Source organism: Rathayibacter sp. AY1G1 (assembly GCF_002932095.1).
Lineage (GTDB): Bacteria > Actinomycetota > Actinomycetes > Actinomycetales > Microbacteriaceae > Rathayibacter.
The window spans coordinates 102961-122310 of the sequence record NZ_PSUZ01000001.1 but is presented as its reverse complement, the minus strand read 5'-3'; the positions used below and the strand labels follow the sequence as shown (position 1 = coordinate 122310).

Sequence of the window (19350 nt, the reverse complement as noted above, 5' to 3'; positions counted from 1 at the left end):
GGGGGGACGGACATGGGGGAGTCGGGGATCGGCGCGGAGCTGCCGGGGGTGCACCTGCGCTGGCTGGCGCTCGACGAGCAGACGCTGGACGCCGAGCGGCTGCTGCCGCTGCTGAGCGACGAGGAGCGCGAGCGCTACGCCGGCACGGTCGCCGCGTCGGCGGCCGAGCGCTTCGTCTTCGGGCGGGTGCTCCTGCGGATGCTCGCGGCCGAGCTCACGGGGACGCGCGCGTCGGAGGTCCGGGTCGTCGCGTGCTGCCCGCGCTGCGGGGGCGCGCACGGCCGGCCGCGGCTGGAGGGACGCGGGATCGCGCTCGAGCTGCTGTCGGTGAGCATCGCGCACTGCGCGGGCGCCGTCGTGGTCGCGGCGAGCAGCGCCGGTGCGGTCGGCGTCGATGTGGAGCCGACGCTGGGCACGCCCGAGCGCGGGGAGCGGATCACGCGCATCGCCGGGGCGCCCTTCGCCACGGGCGGGATGCGCCCCGCCGACCCCGTCCTGCACTGGACCCGGATCGAGGCCGCGCTGAAGGCGGACGGCCGCGGGCTCGAGCTCGACCCGCGCCGGGTGCACGTGCACGAGTCGCACCACGCGGCGGAGGCGCGGATCGACGGCGTCCGCTTCCGGCTGGCCGAGCCGCAGCTGGACCCCGCGCTGCGGGTCAGCGTCGCCCTCGGGCCGATGGGGGACGCGGGCGCCGGGCCCATCATCGGCTGGCGGCGCGAGCACGGCGACGCGCTCGCGGACTCGCTGGTGTCAGCGCCGGGACGGTAGCGGCGGCAGCTCCTCGTCGAGGAGCCAGGTGTCGAGCAGGTCGTCCACGCCCTCGCCGAGGACCTCGGTGCAGAGCTCGCGGAACTCCTCGTCGGTGACGGCGGCGGAGGAGTAGCGGGACGTCCACTCCCGCAGCAGCCGGAGGAAGGGCTCGTCGCCGACGGTGAGCCGCAGCGCGTGCAGGGTGAGCGCGCCGCGCTTGTAGACGCGGTCGTCGAAGAGTGCGACCGGCCCCGGATCGGCGAGCACGAGATCCTGCGCCGCAGCCCGCAGCACCGCGTGGTGGCGGCGGGCGCAGGCGTCGGCGGTGGCGCGGCCCGACTCCTCCGACCACAGCCACTCCGCGTAGCAGGCGAACCCCTCGTTGAGCCAGATGTGGCGCCACCGGGCGATGCCCACGCTGTTGCCGAACCACTGGTGCGCGAGCTCGTGCGCGATGAGGCGCTCCGAGCCGCCGCGGCCGTCGGCGTGGTTGGCGCCGAACACCGCCATCGCCTGCGCCTCGAGCGGGATCTCCAGCTCGTCCGCCGTGACGACGACGCAGTAGCGGGCGAAGGGGTAGGGCCCGAACAGCCGCGTGAACAGGGCGAGCATGCGCTCGAGCGGAGCGAAGTCGTGCGCGACCCGAGCGGCCAGGGCGGCGGGGCGGGCGAGGGTCACCGCGACGCCGGCGAGCACGCGCTCCTCGATCGCGTAGCGGCCGATCTGCACCGACGCGAGGTACGCGGCGCTGGGCTCGCGCTGCTCGTAGAGCCAGGTGCGGCGGCCGGAGCGGGCGCTCGAGTCGACGAGCACCCCGTTCGCGAGCACGGCGTAGCCCTCCTCGGCGGTGACGCGCAGGCGGTACGGAGCCTTCTCGGCGACGTCGTCGTTGCAGGGGAACCAGGTGGAGGAGCCGGAGGGCTGCGAGGCGACGAGCACCCCGTCCTCCAGCTCCTCCCAGCCGAGCTCGCCCCAGTGGGTGGCGCGGGGGGCGGGGTGGCCGCTGTACTCGATCTCGACGTCGACGCTCTCGCCGGCGGCCAGCGGCTCGGCGGGGGACACCCGCAGCTTGTGCGGCGCCTGCTCGTGGCGGGCGCGGCGTCCGTCGATCCGGACGCGGGCCACGCGGAGCCGGGAGAGGTCGAGGGAGAACCGCCGGAGCGGCTGCAGCGCGACGATCCGCAGCACGGCCCGGCCGGCCAGGCGGTTCGAGGCGACGCGGTAGTCGAGGTCGAGGTCGTAGGACTCGACGCGGTAGCCGGTGTTCCCGATGCCGGGGACGTAGGGGTCGCCGGCGGTCTCGAGCCCGGTCAGCGCAGGGCTCACGCGACGGGCGCGTGGTAGTCGGCGACGCGCACCTCGCGCCACGGGCCGATCGGGTTGCCGCTCCAGCGGCTGCCCGCGGGCACGAGCTCCCCCCGCATGACGAGCGAGGCCGGGCCGACCGTGCCGTGCTCGGCGATCCGCGCGGCGGGGAGGATCACGCTGTGCGGGCCCAGGGTGGCGCCGGCGTCGAGGCTCACGAGATCCATGCTCATGATTCGATCATGGAACAGGTGCGTCTGCACGACGCAGCCCCGGTTCACGGTCGCTCCGTCGCCGAGCGAGATCAGATCGGCCTCGGGGAGCCAGTAGCTCTCGCACCAGACGCCGCGTCCGATCCGGGCGCCGAGGCTCCGCAGCCACCAGACCAGCGCCGGAGTACCCGCGGCGGCGTGGGCGAACCAGGGCGCGGCGACCATCTCGGTGAAGGCGTCGGCCAGCTCGCTCCGCCAGACGAACGAGGACCACAGCGGCTGCTCGCTCGGCTCGACCCGCTGGATCAGGATCCACTTCGCGGCGGTGGAGACGGCCGCGGCGACCGCCCCGGCGGCCAGCAGCACGACGCCTCCCACGAGCGCGGCGAGCACCGCCCCGAGCGTCTGGATCAGCGCGAGCAGTCCGGCGACCACGCCGAGGCCGATCGCGACCGAGACGACCACCGGGACGAAGCGGCCGAGCTCCCACGCGATGCGGGCCGCGCGGAGTCGGCGGGCCGGGCGGAAGGTGCGCGCCGACTCCGCCTCGACGACGGTGCGCCGCAGCCGCACGGGAGGTGAGCCCAGCCACGACGAGCCCGCCTTCGACTTCCGGGGCGCGGAGGAGAGGACGGCGACGAGTCCGCCGGCGGGCACGGTGTGGCCGGGCGCGGCCATGCCGGAGTTGCCGAGGAACGCGCGCTCGCCGATCTCGGCGCGGGCGAGCCGCATCCAGCCGCCGCCGAGCGCGTAGGAGGCGACGAGCGTGTCGTCGGCGAGGAAAGCGCCGTCGCGGATGGTCGTCATCGCGGGCAGGAGCAGCACCGTCGAGGCCTCGACGTCGCGTCCGACCTTCGCGCCGAGGAGCCGCAGCCAGACCGGGGTGAACAGGCCCGAGTAGAGCGGGAAGAGCAGGACCCGCGCGGAGTCGAGCAGCCGTTCCGTCGACCAGACCTGCCAGCCGATCCGACCGCGCACGGGGTGGGTGCCCGGCTCGACGCCCCGGCCGAGCAGGCGCACCAGGACGACGACGAGAGCGGCGAGGACGACTCCGGAGACGGCGACGGCGGGCACGAGGGCGGCGAGAGCGGGCCCGAGCGCGGCGCCGAGGCCGGCCGAGCCGCGCACGGCGGCGGCCACGACGGCGAGCCCGGCCGCGAGGGCGAGGACCGGGACCGCCGCGAGGCCGACCGCGGACGCTCCGTACGCCCAGACCCAGCCCGGGCGGCGCGCCGGGCGCTCCGAGGGGAACCCGGCGTTCGCCCTGCCGAGCCGCTGGGCGGGGGATCCTCCCCAGCGCTGCCCGGCCGGCACCCGCCCGAAGACGGCCGATCCCGGCTCGATCTGCGCGTGCTTGCCGATCCGGGCGCCGGGGAGGAGCGTGCTGCGCGCGCCCACCGTGCTGCCGGCGCCGACCCGGACGGCACCGACGCGCAGGACGTCGCCGTCGATCCAGTAGCCGGAGAGGTCGACCTCCGGCTCGATCGCGGCGCCGCGCCCGAGCGTGAGCATCCCGGTCAGCGGAGGGAGGGAGTGCAGGTCGACGTCGTCGGCGATGCGGGCGCCGAGCGCGCGGGCGTAGTAGGCGACCCAGGGCGCGCCCGCGAGGCTCACGGCCTTGAGCTGGAACGCGATCTGCTCGGCCAGCCAGAGCCGGAGGTGCACGCTCCCGCCGCGCGGGTGGTCTCCGGCTCGGATCCCGCGCAGCAGGGTGCGCGCGGCGAGGACGGTGAGCCCCATCCGCCCGAACGGCGTGAGGAAGAGCGCGAACGCGGGGATCAGCGCGGCGAGCGGAGCGGTGGGCAGCCAGCCGAACCCCGGCACCAGGTCGAGCACCGCGGTGACGGTGAGGATCGCAGTGACCCAGCGGGCGCTGCCGAGCACGAGCAGCGGTGCGCCGAGGAGGGTCTGCAGCACGCGCATCCTGAGGGGGACCGGCGCGATGCGGTGAGCGGACACCTCCGCAGTGCCGGTCGAGCGGCTCTGGATCTCGGCGGCCATCGCCGCGAGACGCGGGTGGGCGTAGACGTCGGCGACCGTGAACTCGGGGTCGCGCTCGCGGATCCGCGCGACCAGCTGGGCGGCGGCGAGGGAGCCGCCGCCGAGGTCGAAGAAGTTCGCCCGCTCGTCGACCGGCACGCCGAGCACGTCGCGCCAGAGGGCGGCGAGCCACGCCTCCTCGGGGTCGAGGGAGGCGTCCTCGGTCGTGCCCACGGCGAGCGGCCAGGGGAGTGCGGCGCGGTCGACCTTGCCGGAGACGCGGGTCGGCAGCTCCTCGACCACGGCCAGCAGCGGCACGAGGGATGCGGGCAGCTCCTCACGCAGGCGGGCGAGCGCCGCGTCGCGGTCGAGCTCCCGGCCGCCGGCGAGGGCCAGGTAGCCGACGAGGACCTGGTTGCCGGCCGCCGTGGTGCGGACCGCGGCCGCCGCCCCCGAGACTCCGGGGAGCGCCTGCAGCGCCGCCTCGACCTCGCCGAGCTCGATCCGCCGACCGCCGAGCTTCACCTGGTCGTCCGCGCGCCCCTGGAAGACCAGGCCGGCGCTCTCGAAGCGCACCAGGTCGCCGGAGCGGTAGGCCCGCTCCCAGCCCAGGAGCGGTGCCGGCGCGTACTTCTCGGCGTCCTTGACCGGGTCGAGGTAGCGCGCGAGCCCGACCCCGCCGATGACCAGCTCGCCGACGTCGCCCTCGCCGACCCGCTGCCCGTCCGCATCCACGACGGCGAGCCGCCAGCCGTCCAGCGGCAGCCCGATGCGCACCGGGGGAGGCCCGCCGAGGGGCGCGGCGCAGGCGACGACGGTGGCCTCGGTCGGCCCGTAGGTGTTCCAGACCTCGCGGCCCTCGACGGCCAGGCGCTCGCCGAGCTCCGGCGGGCACGCCTCGCCGCCGAAGATCAGCAGGCGGACGTTCTCGAGCGACTCCGCGGGCCAGAGCGCCGCGAGGGTCGGCACGGTCGAGACCACGGTGATGCCGTGCGTGGTCAGCCAGGGGCCGAGGTCCATGCCGCTGCGGACCAGCGAGCGGGGAGCGGGGACGAGACAGGCGCCGTGCCGCCAGGCGAGCCACATCTCCTCGCAGGACGCGTCGAACGCGACCGAGAGACCGGCCAGCACCCGGTCCCCGGGGCCGAGCGGCTCCGCCTGGAGGAACAGGCGCGCCTCGGCGTCGACGAAGGCGGCGGCGGAGCGGTGGCTGACCGCCACTCCCTTGGGGGTTCCGGTGGAGCCGGAGGTGAAGATGATCCAGGCGTCGTCCTCGAGCGAGGGCGGCTGCAGCAGCGGGATCGACGCCGTGCTCGGGTGCGGCGCGCTCGCGGTGAACAGGCGCGCGGCCGGCTCGTCGGCGCCGGTGCGCTCGAAGCGGCCGGAGCCGGTGATCACGCCGCGGACGGCGGCCTCGCCGAAGACGAGGCGCGCCCGCTCCTCGGGGTCGTCCGCGTCCACCGGGACGTACGCGGCTCCCGCGGCGAGGACGGCCAGGATCGCGAGGTAGAGCTCGCGGGAGCCGCTGGGCATGCGTATCCCGACGCGGTCGCCGCGTCGGACCCCTGCGGTGGTGAGCTCGCCCGCGAGCTGCACCGTGCGGGCCAGCAGCTCCCGGTAGCTGAGCGCTCCGTCCGGGTCCTCCAGCGCGGAGGCGTCCGGGTGGCGCTCCGCGGTGTCGCGGAGGACGTCGACCAGCGTGCGGGGAGGCGGGGTGGCCGCTCCAGCGTCGAGCACGTCCTGGGGGCCGGCCGTCTCGGTCACGTCTCGTCTCCGTCCCGGCCGCGCGATCGGGAGCGCGGCGGCCGGGGCGACACCGTAGGGAGGCGGGGTGACGCGGAGGTGAACAGGCGGGGTCGGCCCGCCCGGCTCAGTGCGCCATCGGGAGCGGCGCGTCCGACTCCGCCGGGCGGCGGACGAAGAACGCGGCCACGATCGCGACCGTCGCGATCGACGCGCCCCACAGGAACGCGGAGTGGATGCCGCCGGCGTAGGAGGCGACCTCGTCGGCTCCGCCCTGCGCGAGCTCCGCCGACCGGATCGAGAGGACGGTGACGAACAGCGCCGTGCCCGCCGCGCCGCCCAGCTGCTGCACGGTGCCGATGATCGCGCTGCCGTGCGAGTAGAGCGAGGGGCGCACCGAGCCGAGGCCGGCGGTGAACAGCGGCGTGAAGACGAAGGCGAGGCCCAGGCTGAGGGTGACGTGCAGCGAGAGGACGAACCAGGGCGACGAGTCCGCCGCGAGCAGGGTGTACCCCCACAGTGCGCCGGCGACGACGATCGAGCCGGGCACGAGCAGCACGCGCGGGCCGAAGCGGTCGTAGCCGCGGCCGACGAACGGCGCGAGCAGGCCCATCAGCAGGCCGCCGGGGAGCAGGAGCAGCCCGGTCTCCAGCGGAGTCAGGCCCAGCACGTTCTGCGTGTAGAGGGGCAGCAGGATCAGCGTGCCGAAGAGCGCCGACATGCTGACCGCCATCATCGCGATGACGATGGTGAAGTTCGCGGAGGAGAAGGTCCGGAGGTCCAGCAGGGCCCGGTCGGTGCGCTGCAGCAGGAGCTGGCGCGCGATGAAGCCCGCGAGGCCGAGGCCCGCGACGACGAACGGGATCCACGGCGCGACGACCGCGGCTCCGCCCTCGCCGAGGCTCGACAGGCCGTAGACGAGGCCGCCGAAGCCGAAGACCGAGAGGACGACCGAGAGCGAGTCGATCGGGATGGAGCGGGGCTCGGTGACGTTCTCGACCTTGCGCAGGCCCAGGAGCAGCGCGCCGATCGCGATCGGCAGCACGATCCAGAACATCCAGCGCCAGCCGAGGAAGTTGAGGATGACGCCCGAGATCGTCGGTCCGACGGCCGGAGCCACCGAGATGACGATCGAGATGTTGCCCATCATCCGGCCGCGGATCGCCGGGGGCACCAGCGTCATCACGGTCGTCATCAGCAGCGGCATCATGATGGCCGTGCCGCCGGCCTGCACCACGCGGGCCACCAGGAGGACCGCGAAGGTCGGGGCGAGCGCGGCGGTGAGCGTGCCGAGGCTGAAGAGGATCATCGCGGCGGCGAAGAGCGTGCGGGTGTGCAGCCGCTGGATCAGGTAGCCCGTGATCGGGATGACGACGGCCATCGTGAGCATGAAGGCGGTCGAGAGCCACTGGCCCACGTGCGCCTCGACGTCGAAGTCGCGCATGAGGTCGGGCAGCGCCACGCTCATGATCGTCTCGTTGAGGATCACGACGAACGCCGACACCAGCAGGAGGCTGATGACCAGGCGGCTGCGCGGCTCGAGGGTCGTGGCGGCGGCGGGTGCGGCGGGCCGCGCGGCGGGAAGGGTGCTGCGCTCGGTCACAGGTGTTCTCCGGTCGTGAGGGGATCGGTGTGAGGGGCGCATCGACGGCTCGACTCGCGGGCGCGGATGCGGGGTACGGAGGGAGAACAGCGGCGGACGCCCCGGACATTCCCGATCGACGGGGATCCGCTGCGAGAGGTCTCAGGTGAGGACCGTGGAGAGCGCGGAGGACGCGGCCTCGGCCTCCTCGAGCGTGGCGCCCTCGCCGAAGCTGAACCGCACGGCGGTCCGGGCGACGTCGGGGTCGAGGCCGAGGGCCAGCAGCGCGGGCGAGGGCTCGTCGCGCCCGGCGGCGCACGCCGAGCCGCTCGAGACGACGACGCCGCGCTCCTCCAGCTCGAGGAGCGTCGACTCGCCGCTGCGCCCGGGGACGGCGTACGCGGCGATCGAGGGGAGCCGGTGCGCCGCGGAGCCCAGCGGCACGGCCCGGGGCGCCAGGGCCGCGACCCGCTCGGCGAACGCGTCCCGGACCGCTCCGACCCGCGCCGCGCGGTCCGGATCGAGCAGGCGCACCGCGGTGCCGAGCGCGACCGCGAAGGCCACGTTCTCGGTGCCCGAGCGCCGCTCCCGCTCCTGGCCGCCGCCGTGCAGCAGGGGCTCGAACGGGAGCCGGCTGCGCAGCAGCAGCGCCCCCACGCCCTTCGGCGCCCCGAGCTTGTGCCCCGAGACCGAGACCGCGTCGGCGCCCCAGCCCGCGACGTCCAGCCAGCCGGCGGCCTGGACGGCGTCCACGTGCAGCGGCACGCCGCGCGATCGGCAGAGCGCCGCGATCGCCGGAACGTCCTGCACCGTCCCGATCTCGTTGCTCGCCGCGAGCACCGAGACCAGCGCGGTGTCCGGCCGGACCAGCGCGGCGAGCGCGTCGAGGTCGAGCAGGCCGGTCGCGTCGACGGGGGCCGTCGACACCTCGAAGCCGTGCAGGCGCCGGAGGTGGTCGGCCGACTCGACGGTCGCCTCGTGCTCGAGCGCCGAGATCACCAGGTGCCGTCCGCGCGGCGATCCCAGCGCGAGGCCCTTGACCGCCGTGTTGATCGACTCCGTGCCGCCGGAGGTGAAGAGCGTCTCGGAGGCGCGGCCGCCGAGGAAGCGGGCCACGTGAGCGCGCGCCGCCTCCAGCGCGCGCGCCGCGGCGTCGCCGAGCGAGTGGCTGCTCGACGGATTGCCGTACTCGGCGGTGAGGAACGGCCACATGGCCTCCAGCACCTCGCGGCGCACGGGCGAGGTCGCGGCGTGGTCGAGGTAGATCACTCGACCGCGATGTCCAGGCCGAGGTCGAGCGAGCGGACGCTGTGGGTGAGCGCGCCGACGGAGATCACGTCGACCCCCGCCTCCGCGATCGCGCGCACGGTCGAGAGGTCGACGCCGCCGCTCGCCTCGACCACGGCCCGCCCGCCGATGAGGGCGACGCCCTGGCGGAGCAGCTCGGGGGTGAAGTTGTCGAGCATGATCGTGTCCGCGCCTCCCGCCAGCGCGGGCTCGATCTGGTCGAGCCGGTCGACCTCGACCTCGAGGTGCGCCGTGTGCGGGATCGAGGCGCGCGCCGCCCGCAGGGCCGCGGTCAGGTCGATCCCGCGCGCGGCGAGCACCGCGAGGTGGTTGTCCTTCGCCAGCACCGCGTCCGAGAGCGAGAAGCGGTGGTTGCGGCCGCCGCCGCTGCGGACGGCGTGCCTCTCGAGCGCACGCAGACCCGGCGTGGTCTTGCGGGTGTCGACGATGCGGGCGCGCGTCCCCTCCACCGCTGCGACGTACTGCGCCGTCAGGGTGGCGATGCCGCTCATCCGCTGCACGAGGTTGAGCGCGACCCGCTCGCCGCGGAGCACGCCGCCCGCGGGGCCCTCGATCCGGGCGAGGGTCTGCCCGGCCTCGAAGACCGCGCCGTCCTCCACGAGCACAGAGCAGCGGATCCGGGAGTCGGCCTGCCGCATCGTGCCGACGAGGACGGCGCCGCCGCTGAAGACGCCGGGCTCGCGGGCCACGAGGGCTGCGCTCGCGGTGGCGTCCGCGGGGAGGAGGGTGTCGGAGGTCAGGTCGCCCCAGGGCGCGTCCTCCTCGAGGGCGAGGGTGACGACGCGGTCGATGCTCTGGCGGGTCAGCACGGAAGGGCCGCCTCTCTGGTGGGGGCGGCGGCGCTCGCCGTCGCGGGGTCGGGGGAGTCGGTGCGGTGGTGGGCGCCGACGGAGTGCGTGCGCGCGGTCGCGGCGTCGATGAGAGCGAGGGCGCAGGTCAGCAGGTTCGCGTCCTCGAGCGTCCTCAGTCCGAGCGGAGCGGGCGAGGCGGAGGCGACGAGCGCGTCGCGCGCCGCTGTGAGCCCCGCCGCGTCCCGGGAGAGGCCGGCTCCCGCCCACATCGCGTCCTGGAGAGCGGTGCGGTCGAGCGTCATCGGGACGACGGCGCGGGGAGGCGCGACCGGGCCGCCGCTCCAGGAGAGGGAGTCGAGGGCGAGCGCCGCGCGGCGCGCGAACACGACGCCCTCGAGCAGGCTGTTGGAGGCGAGGCGGTTCGCGCCGTGGACGCCGGTGCGGGCGACCTCGCCCACTGCGAGCAGCCCGGGGAGGCTGGTGCGCCCGTCCAGGTCGGTCGCGATCCCGCCCATCCAGTAGTGCGCGGCCGGAGTCACGGGCAGCAGGTCGTCGGCGAGCGAGAGCCCGTTCTCGCGGCAGGCCGCCGAGATCGTCGGGAACCTCTTCGCCAGCACCTCGGGGTCGATCGCCCGGGCGTCCAGGTGCACGGGCAGCCCGCCCTGCAGCCGCATCCGCTCCGCGATCGCGCGCGCCACGACGTCGCGCGGCGCCAGCTCGGCCTCGGGGTGCACCCCGACCAGGAACCGCTCGCCCGCGGCGTCGCGCAGCACCGCGCCCTCGCCGCGCACCGCCTCCGAGACGAGGAAGCCGCCCGGCAGCGCGAGCGTGGTCGGGTGGAACTGGTAGAACTCCAGGTCCGCCGTCTCCGCTCCCGCCCGCAGTGCGGCGGCCAGCCCGTCCCCGGTCGCGACGGACGGATTGGTGGTGTGCCGGTAGAGCTGCCCGGCGCCTCCCGTGGCCAGCACGACCGCGTCGGCCGTCAGGCGCTCGAGCACGCCGTCGTGCAGGACGTCGGCGCCCGTGACCGAGCCGCCCTCCCGCACCAGGTCGACCAGGGCGGCGTGCTCGCGCACCTCGACGGACGAGCCCCGCACCGCCGCCACGAGCGCGGCCTCGATCGCGGCGCCCGTCGCGTCGCCGCCGGCGTGCAGGATCCGCGGACGCGAGTGGGCGCCCTCGAGTCCCCGCGCCAGCTCGCCGCCCTCGCGGTCGAAGCCGACGCCCCACTCCTGCAGCACCGCGACCGCCTCCGGCCCCTCGGCGCAGAGCACCTCGACCGCCGAGCGCACGGCGAGGCCCGCACCGGCGGTGAGCGTGTCCTCCACGTGCAGCGCCACGGAGTCGCCCGGCGCCGTGACCGCGGCGATCCCGCCCTGCGCGGCGCGCGTCGACGACTCCGCCAGCGCGCCCTTGGTGACGAGCAGCACCTCGTGGCGGCGCTGCGCCGTCAGCGCGGCGACCAGCCCGGCGATGCCGCTGCCGACGACGACGACCCGCGCCATGTCAGACCGCCGCCGGCCCGGCGGGCGGAACGGCCGCGAGCATCCGCTCGAGGGCGATGCGCGCCTCGGCCTGCACCGACTCCGCGACCTCGATGCGGTTGAGCACCGTCCCCGCGACCAGTCCCTCGAGCACCCAGGCGAGGTAGCCGGGGTGTATGCGGTACATGGTCGAGCAGGGGCAGACCACGTCGTCGAGGCAGAAGATCGTGTGCTGCGGGTACTGGACAGCGAGGCGCTGCACCAGGTTGATCTCGGTGCCGATCGCGAAGGTCGATCCCGCGGGTGCCGCTTGGATCGCCTTCACGATGTAGTCGGTCGAGCCGTACTCGTCGGCCGCGTCGACGACCGCCATCGGGCACTCCGGGTGCACGATCACGCGCACGCCCGGGTGCTCGGCGCGCGCCTTCGCGATCTGGGCCGTCGTGAAGCGCTTGTGCACCGAGCAGAAGCCGTGCCAGAGGATCACCTGCGCGTCCAGGAGCGTCGCGGTGTCGGAGCCGCCCTGCGGCTTCCGCGGGTTCCACATCGGCATCCGCTCCAGCGGCACGCCCATCGCCTTGGCGGTGTTGCGGCCGAGGTGCTGGTCGGGGAAGAACAGCACCCGCTGCCCGCGCGCGAACGCGTCCTCGAGCACGGTCGCCGCGTTCGAGGAGGTGCAGACCACGCCTCCGTTGCGGCCGCAGAACGCCTTCAGCGCGGCGGAGGAGTTCATGTACGTGACCGGGACGAGCGGCACGCGGCCGTCGGTGTCCGGCTCGGTGCCGTAGAGCTCGGTGAGCTCGGCCCAGGCGTCCTCGACGGAGTCGATGTCGGCCATGTCCGCCATCGAGCAGCCGGCCGCCAGGTTCGGGAGGATCACGGCCTGCTCCGGACCGGAGAGGATGTCGGCCGTCTCCGCCATGAAGTGCACGCCGCAGAAGACGATCGCCTCGGCGTCGGGCCGGCTCGTCGCCGCCTTCGCCAGCTGGAACGAGTCGCCCACGTAGTCGGCGTACTGCACCACCTCGTCCCGCTGGTAGAAGTGCCCGAGCACGACGACCCGCTCGCCGAGCGTCTCCTTCGCCGCGAGGATGCGGTGGTGCAGCTCGTCGGCGCTCGCCGTCGTGTACTCCTCCGGCAGACGTCCCTGGACCGGGGCGTCGGCCGGGATCGGGTCGGCCTGGGAGGCGCCGGGCCCGTAGGCGGGCAGGCCGAGGTCGAACGACCAGGGGGCCTCCGCGAGCTCGGGCGCGCAGGTGGCGCCGGGCGCGGAGCCGCCCTCGATGAGCCGGATGGTGCTGTCGACGGATGTCACGGTGTTCTCCTCGTGAGGCGGGTGGGGGAGTCGGGCGGCGCGCTCAGACGGGCAGCGGGCCGTTGTCGACGAGCGCCGCCGACTCGTCGTAGCGGTAGAGGCGCGGGGGACGGTGGCGGGTGCCCGTCAGGCGCTCCCCGGTGGGCACCACGGTGCCGGAGCTCTCGATCGTCCGGCGGAAGTTGGCCGGGTCGAGGGGCTTCTGCAGGACGGCCTCGTGGACCTCCCGCAGCTGGGACAGGGTGAAGGCGCCGCCGAGGAAGGCCTGCGCGATGCGGGAGTACTCCATCTTGTTGCGCAGGCGCCAGAGGGCGTAGTCGACGATCAGTCCGTGGTCGAAGGCGAGCTCGAGCGGCAGATCGGTGCAGAGCCAGGCGACGTTCTCTCCCACGATGGCCTCGTCGGCCTCGGCGGAGCGCACGAGCGCCCAGTAGACGATCGACACGACGCGGTCCTCACCGGGGGAGCGGTCGGTGCCGCCGACGGCGTAGAGCTGCTCGAGGTAGCGCGGAGCCAGGCCCGTGGTCTCGCGGAGAGTGCGGCGGGCCGATTCGGCGAGATCCTCGTCCGGATGCAGCGGTCCGCCGGGCAGTGCCCAGAGTCCCTCGAACGGCTCGCGGATGCGCCGGACGACGGGGATCCAGACGGTGCTCGCTCCGGTCTCCGGGTGCGGCCGCAGGGCGAAGATCACCGTCGACACGGCGAGCTGCACGTCCGGCATCCGATGCCCCCTACTAAGAGTCGCACCGACTGTAAGTGCTGGGATCACCTTAGTGTCACCAACACCTGAACACCTAGCGGGAGAAGCGACACGCCGCTACGGGCCCGCCCCGCCCGCTAGGCTGACCGCACAACCGAATACCGGGCCGCAATACGCGACGCGGGAGAGCCGACTCCGGTCGGCACCGAAGGAGCAAGCCTCCCCGCCAATCTCTCAGGTCTTGTACCGCGTCGAACTGGCCACTCTGGAAAGCGATCCGCTCGGATCCGCCCATGGTGAAAGCGCTCGACCCCGCGGGGCGGCGCGAATCTCTCAGGCTCCACGACAGAGGGGGAGTTCCCACGGCACTGCTGTGCTCTGCCGCGAACGCGGCGCGAGTCCAGCACTGCGACGAAATGGAGAACTCATGTCCGAGACCCCGACGACCAGCCCCGAAGCCCGCTACTCGCCCCTGCACGAGGTGCATGTCGCCGCCGGCGCGTCCTTCACCGACTTCGCCGGGTGGCAGATGCCGGTCCGCTACTCCGGCGATCTCGCCGAGCACCACGCCGTGCGCACCGCCGCCGGCCTCTTCGACCTCTCGCACATGGCCGAGATCCTCGTCGTCGGCCCCGAGGCGGTCGACGCCCTCGACTACGCGCTGGCGAGCGACATCTCGGCCGTCGCCGCCGGCCGCGCGAAGTACACCCTCCTCCTGGAGCGCACGGGCGGCGTGATCGACGACCTCGTCGTCTACCGCACGGGCGAGGACCGCTTCATGGTCGTCGCGAACGCGGCCAACCGGCACATCGTCGTCGAGACGCTCCGCGACCGCACCGCGATGTTCGAGTGCGAGCTGTTCGACGAGAGCGACGACGTCGCCCTCATCGCGCTGCAGGGCCCGCGCTCGCTCGAGATCCTGCAGAACGTCCAGGGCCTCGCCGTCGAGACCGAGCGGGGAGCGGAGTCGGTGCTCGACACGGACGACGCCGCCCGCCTCCTCGCGGAGCTGCGCTACTACCGCGCCGTGCCCGCGACCTTCGAGGCGCACCCGATCCTGATCGCGCGCACCGGGTACACGGGGGAGGACGGCTTCGAGATCTACGTCTCGCCCGACTCCGCTCCCGCGCTCTGGCGAGCTCTCGCCGAGACCGGCGCCGGAGCGGGCCTCGTCCCCGCCGGCCTCGCCGCCCGCGACACCCTCCGCCTCGAGGCGGGCATGCCGCTCTACGGCCACGAGCTCTCCCGCGACGTCTTCCCCGCACAGGCCGGCCTCGGCCGCGTCGTCGCCTTCGGGAAGCCGATCGACTTCGTCGGCCGCGCGGCCAGCGAGGAGGGTCCCTCCGGAGACGCTCCCGTGCTCGTCGGGCTCGTCGGCGAGGGCCGCCGCGCCGCCCGTGCCGACTACACCGTCCTCTCCGGCGACGACGAGGTCGGAGTGGTCACCAGCGGCGTCCTCTCGCCGACCCTGGGCGTCCCGATCGCGATGGCCTACGTCGCCCCCGCCTCCGCGCAGCCCGGGACGGCGCTCGCCGTCGACATCCGCGGCACGCGCCTCCCGATGACCGTCACCGAGCTCCCCTTCTACTCGAGAAAGAAGAACTGACATGGCCGTGCCCACCGAGCTGCAGTACACCTCCGACCACGAGTGGATCCGGGTCGACGGAGAGGTCGCGACCGTCGGCATCACCGCCTACGCCGCCGACAAGCTGGGCGACGTCGTCTTCGTCGAGCTCCCCGAGGCGGGAGCCCGCGTCGAGGGCGGAAGCGTCGTCGGCGAGATCGAGTCGACCAAGTCGGTGGGCGAGCTGTTCGCCCCCGTCGACGGCGAGGTCCTCGAGGCCAACACGGCCGTCGTCGACAGCCCCGAGCTCGTCAACTCCGATCCGTTCGGCGAGGGGTGGCTGATCCGGGTCCGCTTCGACGCCCTGCCCGACGGCCTCCTCGACTCCGCCGCCTACACCGAGCTGGTCGGCGAGTAGATGGCGGCCACCAGGACCCCCGGCGCCTTCGAGTCCCGCCACATCGGGACCGACGCCGACGCGCAGCGCACCATGCTCGCGGCTCTCGGCTACGACTCCGTGGAGGAGCTCGTCACCGCCGCCGTCCCCGAGTCGATCCAGGTCCGCGACCTCCCGCGGGTGCTGCCCGCTCCGGCCACCGAGACGGAGGCGCTCGCCGAGCTGCGCGCCCTCGCCGCGAAGAACACGGTGCGTCGGCCGATGATCGGCCTCGGCTACTACGGCACGCACACCCCCGCCGTGATCAAGCGCAATGTGCTCGAGAACCCCAGCTGGTACACGGCCTACACGCCGTACCAGCCCGAGATCTCGCAGGGGCGCCTGGAGGCGCTGATCAACTTCCAGACGATGGTCTCCGACCTCACCGGCCTCGACACGGCCGGCGCGTCGATGCTCGACGAGGGCACCGCCGTCGTCGAGGCGATGCTGCTCGCGCGCCGCGCCTCGAAGGCGCGCACCGACGTCTTCGTCGTCGACTCCGACGCTCTCCCGCAGACCCTCGCGCTGCTGCGCGGCCGCGCGGAGGCCGTCGGCATCCGCATCGTCGAGCTCCCGCTCTCGCGCACCGCCGCGGAGGAGGTGCCGGAGTGCTTCGGCGCCCTCGTGCAGTACCCCGGCGCGTCCGGGCACCTCTGGGACCCGTCGGCGGTGCTCGCCGCGGTGAAGGCCCACGGCGGCCTGGCCGTCGTCGCCGCCGACCTGCTCGCGCTGACCCTGGTGCGCTCGCCGGGCGAGCTCGGCGCGGACGTCGCGGTCGGCACCACGCAGCGCTTCGGCGTCCCGCTGGGCTTCGGAGGACCGCACGCCGGCTACCTCGCCGTCCGCAAGGGACTCGAGCGCCAGCTGCCCGGCCGCCTCGTCGGCGTCAGCCAGGACGCGGACGGCCACCCCGCCTACCGCCTGTCCCTCCAGGCCCGCGAGCAGCACATCCGCCGCGAGAAGGCCACCTCGAACATCTGCACCGCGCAGGTCCTCCTGGCGGTCATGGCCGCGATGTACGCGGTCTACCACGGGCCGGACGGGCTCGCCGCGATCGCCGAGCGCGTGCACGGCCGGGCCGCGCTCCTCGCGCGCCTCCTCCTCGACCGGGGCCACTCCCTCCGGCACGCCGACTTCTTCGACACCGTCTCGGTCGTCGTGCCCGGCGGTGCGGAGGCGGCGGTCGCCCGCGCCCGCGAGGCCGGCTTCGACGTGCGCCTGGTCGACGCCGACACGGTCTCGGTGTCGATCGACGAGACGGTCACCGACCTCGAGGTGATCGCCGTCGCGACCGCCGTCGGGCAGCTGGACTCGTCGTTCGGCTTCCTCAGCGGCTCCGCGCGGAGCATCCCCGCCGAGCTCGACCGCCGCACGCCGTTCCTCGTGCACCCGGTCTTCAGCAGCCACCACAGCGAGACCTCGATGATGCGCTACCTCAAGCGCCTCGCCGACTCGGACTACGCGCTGGACCGCGGCATGATCCCGCTCGGCTCCTGCACCATGAAGCTCAACGCCGCCACCGAGATGGAGGCGGTCAGCTGGCCCCAGTTCGCGGACCTGCACCCGTTCGCCCCCGAGGCGGACGTGCAGGGCTCCCTGGCGCTGATCGACCAGCTGGAGGGGTGGCTCGCCCACCTCACCGGCTACGACTCCGTGTCGCTCCAGCCCAACGCCGGCTCGCAGGGCGAGCTCGCGGGCCTGCTGGCGATCCGCGGCTGGCACCGGTCGAACGGCGACGAGGACCGCACGGTCTGCCTGATCCCCTCGAGCGCCCACGGCACCAACGCCGCGAGCGCGGTCCTCGCCGGCATGCGCGTCGTCGTCGTGGCCTGCGACGAGCTCGGCAACGTCGACCTGGACGACCTCCGGGCGAAGATCGCCGAGCACGCGGGCTCCCTCGCCGCGCTGATGATCACCTACCCGTCGACCCACGGCGTCTACGAGCACGAGGTCGCCGAGATCTGCCGCCTCGTCCACGAGGCCGGCGGACAGGTGTACGTGGACGGCGCGAACCTCAACGCGCTCCTCGGCTTCGCCCGCTTCGGAGACTTCGGCGGCGACGTCTCGCACCTCAACCTGCACAAGACGTTCTGCATCCCGCACGGCGGAGGCGGTCCCGGCGTCGGTCCCGTCGCCGCGAAGGCGCACCTCGCGCCGTTCCTGCCCGGCCACCCGCTCGCGCAGCGGCTCGATCACGGCGTGGGCACGCAGGGCGAGCGGATCGTCCACGGCGGCGCACCGGTGTCGGCAGCGCCCTACGGCAGCCCCGGCATCCTGCCGATCTCGTGGGCGTACGCCCGGATGATGGGCGAGGAGGGCCTGCGGGCCGCGACCGGGGCGGCCGTCCTCTCGGCCAACTACGTCGCCGCGCGCCTCCGCGAGCACTACCCGGTGCTCTACACGGGGGACAACGGGCTCGTCGCCCACGAGTGCATCCTCGACATCCGTCCGCTGACGGCGGCGACCGGAGTGACCGTGGACGACGTCGCCAAGCGCCTCGTCGACTACGGCTTCCACGCCCCGACCATGAGCTTCCCCGTCGCCGGGACCCTGATGGTCGAGCCGACGGAGAGCGAGGACCTCGCCGAGATCGACCGCTTCATCGACGCGATGATCGGGATCCGGGCGGAGGCCGACCGCGTCGGCGCGGGGGAGTGGCCGGTGGACGACAACCCGCTGCGCGGCGCCCCGCACACCGCCGAGTGCCTGACGGCCGAGGAGTGGACGCACCCCTACAGCCGCGAGCAGGCCGTCTACCCGGTCCGCTCGCTGGTGCGCGGCAAGTACTGGCCGCCGGTCCGCCGGATCGACCAGGCCTACGGCGACCGCAACCTCGTCTGCGCCTGCCCGCCCATCGAGGCCTTCGCCTGATCCGCCCGCACGCGCTCGTCCGCAACCGAGGGTGAGAGAGCAGGAACGGAGCCTCGAGCCCGTCCTGTCATCTCCCACCCTCGGCTGCGGACACCGTCGGTCCCGCACAGGCGCGGAGTGGGGCGCAGTTCTCCCGATCCGGGGGGAACGGCGCACGGCGACTCCGATGCACGAGGGAGCCCGACCGTGTGGAACGCGTGGTGGAGGTGCCGGCAGGGCTCGACGGAGTCGCGACGAGCGAGCAGCTCCACCGTGCGGGCGTCACGCCGCGGCAGTGGAGAGCCGCGGCGCGGTCCTGCGGCTCCTCAAATGCGATCGGTCCGTCGTCACGGCCGCGGAGCCGGCGGCGCGAACAGCTCGGGCCAGAGGGCGACGGCCAGCGGGTAGCCGACGAACGAGACGATGTCGATGATCGAGTGGGCGATCACCAGGGGCAGGGTGCGTCCGAAGCGCTGGTAGAACAGTCCGAACACCAGGCCCATGACCACGTTCCCGATGAAGGGCCCGATGCCCTGGTACAGGTGGTAGCTGCCCCGGAGCAGCGCACTGGTCACCAGGATCCGCCACCGCCCCCAGCCCAGATCGCCCAGGCGGGCGAAGAGGTACCCGATCACGACGACCTCCTCCTGCACTCCCGCCCGGATCGCGGAGAGCACGAGCACCGGCACCGTCCACCAGTACGCATCCAGCGGCGAGGCCACCACCGCCACGGTGATGCCCAGCGCGCGTCCGACGGCGTACAGCGCGATGCCCGGCGCGCCGATCGCCACCGCGAGGACGGTCCCGGTCCCCAGGTCCGCGAACGGCCGGCGTAGGTCGAGCCCCAGGCGCCCGAGCGGACGGCCCGAGCTCTGCCAGAGCAGGAACGCGCAGAGGGCCACCGGCACCAGGTCGAAGAAGAGCGCGAGCAGCTGGTAGACGAGGTCGAAGCCCGGGCGGTCGCTGAGGGCGCCGTTGATCGTCGCGGTCTGGTCGGCCAGTGCGGTCGAGCGGGTGAGCCGGTTGGCGATGGAGACCACCGAGTAGACCGCGGAGGCGCCCAGCGAGAGCCCGAGGACCAGCAGGATCTCGATGCGGATCCGGCGCCGTCCGGGCGCGGATCCTGACAGGTCGGTGGACACTCCGTGCGTCTCCTCTGAAGTCGATGTGTTGCGCGACGGCCGCCCGGTACGCACGTTTCGTGCAGAACAGCGCAAGGATTCCACCTCCCGGTTACCGCTGTGTAACGGTTGCCACATGCTTTTGTGCAGATAGCGGGCGAATACATAGTCTCGTTGAAGGCATCCGCGCGACGGCCACCAGTCTC

At 74.1% G+C, this 19350-nt stretch carries 13 protein-coding genes and 1 riboswitch; of the genes, 4 read left to right on the top strand and 9 right to left on the bottom strand.

All coding sequences use genetic code 11. The features are described from left to right. Window positions 1–12 precede the first annotated feature (12 nt). Window positions 13–771: a 4'-phosphopantetheinyl transferase superfamily protein gene (locus C5C36_RS00540; RefSeq protein WP_104222962.1), complete on the top strand. Its 759-nt coding sequence runs from the start codon at window positions 13–15 to the stop codon at window positions 769–771. On the opposite strand, the gene C5C36_RS00535 is transcribed toward C5C36_RS00540, so the two are convergent. From C5C36_RS00535 to C5C36_RS00500, 8 genes are all read right to left on the bottom strand, one after another. Beyond that, window positions 754–2079 carry a M1 family metallopeptidase gene (locus tag C5C36_RS00535; protein ID WP_258072155.1) on the bottom strand — a complete coding sequence of 442 codons (1326 nt, stop codon included), beginning with the start codon at window positions 2077–2079 and terminating at the stop codon, window positions 754–756. The two genes, C5C36_RS00540 and C5C36_RS00535, sit on opposite strands and share 18 nt — an antisense overlap. After that, a complete protein-coding gene (locus C5C36_RS00530; protein WP_181133756.1) occupies window positions 2076–6014 on the bottom strand; it encodes a Pls/PosA family non-ribosomal peptide synthetase in 3939 nt (1312 codons plus the stop codon). The genes C5C36_RS00535 and C5C36_RS00530 overlap by 4 nt, the downstream gene beginning before the upstream one ends. Before the next feature lie 106 nt (window positions 6015–6120). Then, entirely contained in the window at window positions 6121–7638 is a 1518-nt protein-coding gene (locus C5C36_RS00525) for a DHA2 family efflux MFS transporter permease subunit (protein ID WP_104309074.1), read from the bottom strand. 99 nt (window positions 7639–7737) lie between these two features. Further along, window positions 7738–8844: a cysteine desulfurase family protein gene (locus C5C36_RS00520; protein ID WP_104246615.1), complete on the bottom strand. Its 1107-nt coding sequence runs from the start codon at window positions 8842–8844 to the stop codon at window positions 7738–7740. Then, entirely contained in the window at window positions 8841–9692 is an 852-nt protein-coding gene (gene nadC / locus C5C36_RS00515; protein WP_104309073.1) for a carboxylating nicotinate-nucleotide diphosphorylase, read from the bottom strand. The genes C5C36_RS00520 and nadC overlap by 4 nt, the downstream gene beginning before the upstream one ends. Then, window positions 9686–11179 (bottom strand): L-aspartate oxidase, encoded by a 1494-nt coding sequence (nadB, locus tag C5C36_RS00510; RefSeq protein WP_104309072.1) that lies wholly within the window; start codon window positions 11177–11179, stop codon window positions 9686–9688. The genes nadC and nadB overlap by 7 nt, the downstream gene beginning before the upstream one ends. A 1-nt stretch (window position 11180) precedes the next feature. Further along, window positions 11181–12473, bottom strand: a complete 1293-nt coding sequence (gene nadA, locus C5C36_RS00505) for a quinolinate synthase NadA (RefSeq protein WP_104309071.1) — start codon at window positions 12471–12473, stop codon at window positions 11181–11183. A gap of 43 nt (window positions 12474–12516) precedes the next feature. Beyond that, complete coding sequence (locus C5C36_RS00500) at window positions 12517–13194, bottom strand: NUDIX domain-containing protein (RefSeq protein ID WP_104222969.1); 678 nt, start codon at window positions 13192–13194, stop codon at window positions 12517–12519. A gap of 150 nt (window positions 13195–13344) precedes the next feature. Continuing rightward, a riboswitch (glycine riboswitch) is annotated at window positions 13345–13432 on the top strand. A 168-nt stretch (window positions 13433–13600) separates the two neighbouring features. Between C5C36_RS00500 and gcvT the strand changes: the two genes are divergently transcribed. The 3 genes from gcvT to gcvP are packed head-to-tail and all read left to right on the top strand — an operon-like array spanning window position 13601 to window position 18044. Next, on the top strand, window positions 13601–14779 hold the full coding sequence (gcvT, locus tag C5C36_RS00495; protein WP_104309070.1) for a glycine cleavage system aminomethyltransferase GcvT: 1179 nt from the start codon (window positions 13601–13603) through the stop codon (window positions 14777–14779). Between the two features lies 1 nt (window position 14780). After that, window positions 14781–15155: a glycine cleavage system protein GcvH gene (gcvH, locus tag C5C36_RS00490; protein ID WP_104237541.1), complete on the top strand. Its 375-nt coding sequence runs from the start codon at window positions 14781–14783 to the stop codon at window positions 15153–15155. Continuing rightward, window positions 15156–18044 (top strand): aminomethyl-transferring glycine dehydrogenase, encoded by a 2889-nt coding sequence (gene gcvP, locus C5C36_RS00485; RefSeq protein WP_104309069.1) that lies wholly within the window; start codon window positions 15156–15158, stop codon window positions 18042–18044. 326 nt (window positions 18045–18370) lie between these two features. Here gcvP and C5C36_RS00480 read toward each other — a convergent pair whose 3' ends face one another. Beyond that, a complete protein-coding gene (locus tag C5C36_RS00480; protein ID WP_258065360.1) occupies window positions 18371–19165 on the bottom strand; it encodes a CPBP family intramembrane glutamic endopeptidase in 795 nt (264 codons plus the stop codon). Window positions 19166–19350 lie beyond the last annotated feature (185 nt).